Annotated in this window: 6 protein-coding genes; 5 read left to right on the plus strand and 1 reads right to left on the minus strand. The window is 36.3% G+C overall.

The window, feature by feature from the left end; genetic code table 11:
* The first annotated feature begins 605 nt into the window (after positions 1–605).
* The 5 genes from P0N36_RS14310 (at position 606) to P0N36_RS14330 (ending at position 4768) form a co-directional block, all read left to right on the plus strand.
* Complete coding sequence (locus tag P0N36_RS14310; protein ID WP_275843542.1) at positions 606–1343, plus strand: Uma2 family endonuclease; 738 nt, start codon at positions 606–608, stop codon at positions 1341–1343.
* A gap of 165 nt (positions 1344–1508) precedes the next feature.
* Complete coding sequence (locus P0N36_RS14315; protein WP_275843543.1) at positions 1509–2069, plus strand: RNA polymerase sigma factor; 561 nt, start codon at positions 1509–1511, stop codon at positions 2067–2069.
* Positions 2056–2790 (plus strand): DUF4367 domain-containing protein, encoded by a 735-nt coding sequence (locus P0N36_RS14320; protein WP_275843544.1) that lies wholly within the window; start codon positions 2056–2058, stop codon positions 2788–2790. The genes P0N36_RS14315 and P0N36_RS14320 overlap by 14 nt, the downstream gene beginning before the upstream one ends.
* A gap of 74 nt (positions 2791–2864) precedes the next feature.
* Positions 2865–3764: a hypothetical protein gene (locus tag P0N36_RS14325; protein ID WP_275843545.1), complete on the plus strand. Its 900-nt coding sequence runs from the start codon at positions 2865–2867 to the stop codon at positions 3762–3764.
* An 86-nt stretch (positions 3765–3850) separates the two neighbouring features.
* On the plus strand, positions 3851–4768 hold the full coding sequence (locus tag P0N36_RS14330) for a hypothetical protein (RefSeq protein ID WP_275843546.1): 918 nt from the start codon (positions 3851–3853) through the stop codon (positions 4766–4768).
* On the opposite strand, the gene aroF is transcribed toward P0N36_RS14330, so the two are convergent.
* Positions 4706–5725, minus strand: a complete 1020-nt coding sequence (aroF, locus tag P0N36_RS14335; RefSeq protein ID WP_275843547.1) for a 3-deoxy-7-phosphoheptulonate synthase — start codon at positions 5723–5725, stop codon at positions 4706–4708. The two genes, P0N36_RS14330 and aroF, sit on opposite strands and share 63 nt — an antisense overlap.
* Between the last annotated feature and the right edge of the window lie 324 nt (positions 5726–6049).

The raw sequence follows: 6049 nt of genomic DNA on the forward strand, positions 1-6049 counted from the left end.
ATGTTATTATATATGTAAAGAAGAAAGCACCCACACACTCACGACTAAAGTCACGAGTGTGCGGGTGCTAGACCATCAATTGTTCTTGCAATTTAAGCAAGCCCTTTAAAATCGGAAAGGTAAGTTTATGAAATCAAGTATCATATTTATTGTTTCAATTTTACTTTTTGGAAATATTGGACTAATTTGGCTAATCATGAAATATAGGCACACAAATTTGGCGGTATTTAGAACTGCAATTATTGCATTGTTGTTCATAGATATCTTCAGTATGATGGCAATTATCTCAATTTCTCAAAGTCATTAACAAAAAATTATGACCGATGATCAAAAATGTAATTGCGGTAAGGTTTTGTAAAAACCAAGGGAACGGTTCTTCTGGTTCAGTGGGGTAACAAAAGTTAATACAGTATAATAGAGACCCGTTAGTTATGAATTTGGCTAGCGGGTCTTTTTTGATGATTCGTAATAGTGAAAATAAGTAAGGAATAAAGAAAATAGATAATCAGTCTTAAAGAATTTTAGCTAAAATAGTAGTAATATAATTGACGTAATAGCTAAAAAAGAATATAATATATATTATATTTTAGAGATGAGGTGATTGTTTGAAAATATCAACAACGACGTTACAGAACGCTTTTGGCAAATATTTAAGATTAGCCAGTGAAGGGTCGACAATCTATATCGAGAAAAATCAAAAGCCTATAGCGGTACTAAAGGGCATCGGCGAGGAAGAACGGTTTTACTTGAGAGAAGAAGCGGCAGACTATGAAACGGTTAGACGCTATTCTTATGAGGAGTTTTTGGATCTTACAGGTGAAGAAGAATCTGAGAAGCAATATGAGTTGATTGACGGACAGATCTATATGATGAGTTCACCATTGTTTCCACATCAAGTTGCGGTCAATGAGATCTTTGGCCAGTTTTACAATTGGTTCAAAGGAAAGCCTTGTCGGCCTTTAACAGCCCCTTTTGATGTAAGGTTATATAATGAAGCAAAGTCATTTAAAGATGACCCTAATGTGGTGCAACCAGATATATTGGTGATCTGTGACCCTGAGATGATTAATGAAAAAGGTTCCTATGACGGCATTCCCACCTTAGTTGTGGAAGTGCTCTCCAAATCAACGAAGTCTAAAGACATGATGATCAAGTCAAACCTGTATATGCGAAGTGGTGTCTCGGAGTATTGGATTGTTGATACGGAAAATCAACAGATCATCGTCTACAGTTTTGAGAACCGAAAGCTGGCACAGAATAAAGCCTATACAAGGTCTCAACAAGTCACCTCCATGGTTTTCGAGGGGCTAATTATTGATACAGAGGATGTATTTATCGATTAGCAACCAGAGGGACAGTTCTTCCGGTTCAAAAACCTAACAAGTATTAATGAAGCATATAAAAACACGTTAGTCATTATTTGGCTAGCTTTTTTTGTATTCTAGCACCACCAATAATAGAATAGTGTTAGAATGATAGAAACTGCCATAAAACGAGGGGGAGATAATATGATTTTGTTTTTAAATGTCATCGAGGATGAACATCTTCGAAGTTTGTTGGAAGAAGTATACCTTCTTTACAGAAAGGACCTGCTTTATATAGCAAATGGTATTTTGCATGATTATCACGAAGCTGAGGATGTCGTTCAAACAGCCATCATAAAATTTTCTGATTATCTGGATAAAAATATGTCGCCTAAGTGTCACAAAACGAAGGCCTTAATTGTTATTATAGTTAGAAACACTTCCATCAACATTTACAATCAAAGAAAAAACAGAAAAACAGCCAAAGTAGAAGCGTTAAATGAGCAACCACAGCAAGATCCATCTATGATGCCGGAAATCAGTGTATTAAGATTGGATCAAAGCGGTGAGATGGCAAAACGCCTGTCTGAAATAAATGCGAGCTATGCTGATATTCTGACTTTGAAATATACCTATGAGTATTTGGATATGGAAATAGCGGATATGTTGTCTATTAATGAGGTAAATGTGCGCAAAAGACTTTCAAGGGCCAGGATGGCATTAAAAGATCTTCTTGAAGGAGATGTTAGTTATGAATGGGTATAATGGCAATACTGGACAAAAAGATATGTTGAAGGCTTACTATAAGTTAATAGGTGAAGCTCATATTGAGAATATTCTAGAAGATCTTTCAAAGCATGAAGAAGAAATCAGAAATACTGAAGTTCCGGAATCCTTGAACCAATGGTTTACATTCTTTATTCAACAACGTAAAAAAGAAGAAAAGAGAAAAGACAGAATAAGGATGATGAAGCAATTTGCATCTAGAGCAGCAATAATCACCGTCTTGTTCATGAGCACCGTGACAGTTGTGACGTTTTCTGTAGAGGCTATCAGGGTTCGCGTATTGAACTTCTTCTTAGAAGTGAACGATACGTATACAGAGATTCAAATTCAAGTAGAGGACAATCAACAGACAATGCCGGACATTGATCAAGTGGGATATTATTATCCAACCTATCTACCAGATGGATATATTTACGAAGATTATCGTTCTTTTGGTAAAAGCGTTATGATCACGTTTTCCAATGGTATAGAAGAGATTTCTTTTGACCAGTCACCAAACGGTGCAAGTTATCAATTAGATACAGAGGATGCAGAGACACGAGATGTGACGATTGGTGAAAGTGCAGGGTATCTAATCTTAAAGGAAAACAGAGTAATCCTCTTCTGGAATGATAATCTAAATAGTTACACGATCATTAGTTATGATGTTGAAGCAGATGAAATCATGAAGATGGCAGAAAGTATGGCATTACAAGAGTAGACAATAGGTCGAATCAGTGGTTACCATACAATATAAACCTATATATGCAATAAAAAAGGGAGTGTTGATATTAGATGAGGAAGTTAATAGCAGGGGCAGGACTAATTCTACTATTGGTAGTTACAATGGTAACGGTATATTATCACTTTCAACATAAAATAGAAATAATCTACTACCCGGTCAATGAGAGGGTATTGATTGAGGATCATGAAATTATGGTGAAATATATCTCTAAAACGGCTTTCAAGAATAACTGGAGGGAGCCATCTTGGCTGATGAATCAGACGTGGTTAATTGAGAAATTACCTATTGATGCATTCTATGGGCTTGCAAAGATAAATTATTTCTATAGTAAGCCTTATGAATTCAATGATGATAGTTATAACTACAATATCCATTTGGAAGTCTTAAATGACAACTTGTCAGTAGAAGAAGATATGTCAATGGATCATATAAAAATTCGTCTTCTTTATGGTGAAACGGACAATGTTTATAGTGCCAATTCTCACACGTATTCCCGTAAGGGTAATGCAACAACCATGTTGGCAACCCAAGAAATAGAAAACAGACCATCTATGGTACCGAGAGCCTTATCCTTTGAATCTGAAGATAAAGGTCAAATTAAGAATATTGAAATAACACAACCCCCAAAGTCCATAAAGTACAATTTCTTCAACAGGAAAGACATCATTCGAGATAAATCAGCAGGTGATGTTGCATCAGATTTTCTCTATGGTTTGCAGCATGTTGAAGAGAAAAAAATAACAACAGAAACAGATCAAGCAATCAGAGACAGATACCTTGAACTCCAAGAGCTAATGTATGACCTTCAGTACATGGGGGACTATGGCCAGTATGAGGATGTTTATATTATGTCTGTATCGGATAGGGATGTGGATCAACCAAGCATAAAACTTTATATGGTTTATGAAAATCTAACATGGGTGATTATTGAAGTAGAGCCTAAGAGTTGATTCGGTGAAATAAAAGATGCCGATTACTCTAAATTGACGGTTGGTCATTTTAGTTGATGTCGAAGATTGAAAGAGGTGTTGAGTTCATGAGAAAAGTTGGAATGCTATTACTTATAATTATAGTGTTGGCTGGGTGTATAAGCACTTTTGAGGGTAATAAACCACCTGAAATACGGATATCAACAGAAAGTGATCATATAGATTATTCTGTTGGACTAAATTATTGGGATAATGCCGTATACGATAGAATCGATAATTTTGATGCAATCATGGATAGTGAAATGGCATCTCAAATCCAATATGTCGCCTTAGGTGAAGTTATAGAAATTACTTTTGAAAAAAATCAAGTTCCGGATGAAGTGCGATTATATGATTATGTTTTGGATGAAAAAGGTAGACCGAAATATTCATCTAAAGAAATTCTCCAAAGAGAAATTGCTATAGAGGATGGTACAGGAAGCTTTATATTAGAGGGCCATATGGCCACGATGTTAAGTTCCAGTTCAGATGATTATTTGAGTGGAAAATCAATAAGAGGGTTCAAACTAATCTGTAGGTGGGGGGAAGATGAATGTGAATATGGATTTATAATAAAAAGCGATGCGGGTATGAGTGAACCAGGGCCAGAAACATTTCGGATTGGTGAAATGTACGCAACGATTCTGGAAGAGGTTAAATATATTGAGCTACGTAATGGCATGGCAGGGATGTCTATTAAAGTCGAGGATAGGGATGCAATTGATTGTATTGTTGATGAAATATCAGATGTTATTGGTCGGATGTGTCCTGATCAAAGTGATAAAGTTGGGTGGCGTTACAGTATCAGATGCTATGGGGCAAAAAATGATGCTTGGTTTGAATTGACCTATGGTGTGACTAGCTTGCATGATAAATTCCGATTGGGTAAGGTTACAGACAATATTGAACGAGAAGAACCGTCCCTAGTCACCAAATCTTTTATTCTCAAAAGCCACTCTACGTTGAATTTCAACCATGAGTTCTGAAAAGTCTGGTAAGTCAAGTGACTGTGCCCCGTCTGACAAAGCTTCTGCTGGGTTATTATGGGTTTCAATGAGAATCCCATCTGCGCCAATTGCAATAGCAGCCTTTGTTAAAGGCGCTACGAGAGAACGCATACCGCCTGCGTGGCTGGGGTCAACTATCACAGGGAGATGACTTAATTTTTTTAACAAGGGTACTGCTGATATATCTAAAGTATTTCGCGTCATGGTTTCAATAGTTCTAATGCCACGCTCACATAATATGATGTTAGAATTGCCACCTGTCATAATATATTCAGCACTCATTAAAAATTCTTCTATGGTTGATGCCAAACCACGTTTTAGTAGAATTGGTTTTTTGCAGAGCCCTAATTCCCTAAGCATGTCAAAATTCTGCATATTTCGTGCACCCACTTGAATCACATCTACATCTTCAAATAGGTCAAACTGGCTAAGACTGGTTAACTCAGATGCAATGGGTAGGCCTGTTTCTTTTTTTGCTTGAAGGAGTAATTTAATACCTTCAGCATGAAGTCCCTGAAAAGCATATGGGGAAGATCTCGGTTTGAATGCCCCTCCTCTTAGTAGAGTTGCCCCGCTAAGTTTTACGGCATGGGCTATTTCCATGATTTGTTCTTCGCTCTCAACAGAACAAGGTCCAGCAATAACTTGAAAGATGTCTTCTCCAAAAGTTGTCGGTCCTACTTTTACATAAGTATTCTCTGGTTGGAACTTACGATTCACCATTTTAAAAGGTTCTGTGATGCGCTTTCCATACTCAACAATTTCATTATTTTCTGTGATCTGATCAACATCAAGGACACTAGTATTCCCAACTAAACCCACTACTTGGTAGTCCGTTCCAAAGCTATAAAGCGTCTTAAACCCTTTGTCCTCAAAGACTTTTCTAAAGGCCTCCACTTTACTTTTTTCGACATTTTGTTTCATTACAAATATCATAATCTTTCTCCTTTTCTAAATGACTTCTTCTTTGGTTTTTAGTAATTAAAAAAGAAGGTAGCCTTTTGTTTCCAAAAGTCACCTTCTAATACTCAATATAATCTAAAACATCTTTTTATAGATTAACTAGTGAGAATATAAGTTGATTTTGGACAATAAAAACGGACGCTTTCTTGCCAGAAGCGCCAAACAAAATTATTATATAGTTTTGTTGTTATTTTATTGAACTTAATCATCTTTAATCCTCTTTACTTATCAGTGATATCATCACCATATTACGTGTAATTTTAAAGCAGTAGACTATTTTTGTCAAGGGCAACCGGA

This window comes from Petrocella sp. FN5, assembly GCF_029210395.1.
Classification (GTDB): Bacteria; Bacillota; Clostridia; order Lachnospirales; family Vallitaleaceae; genus Petrocella.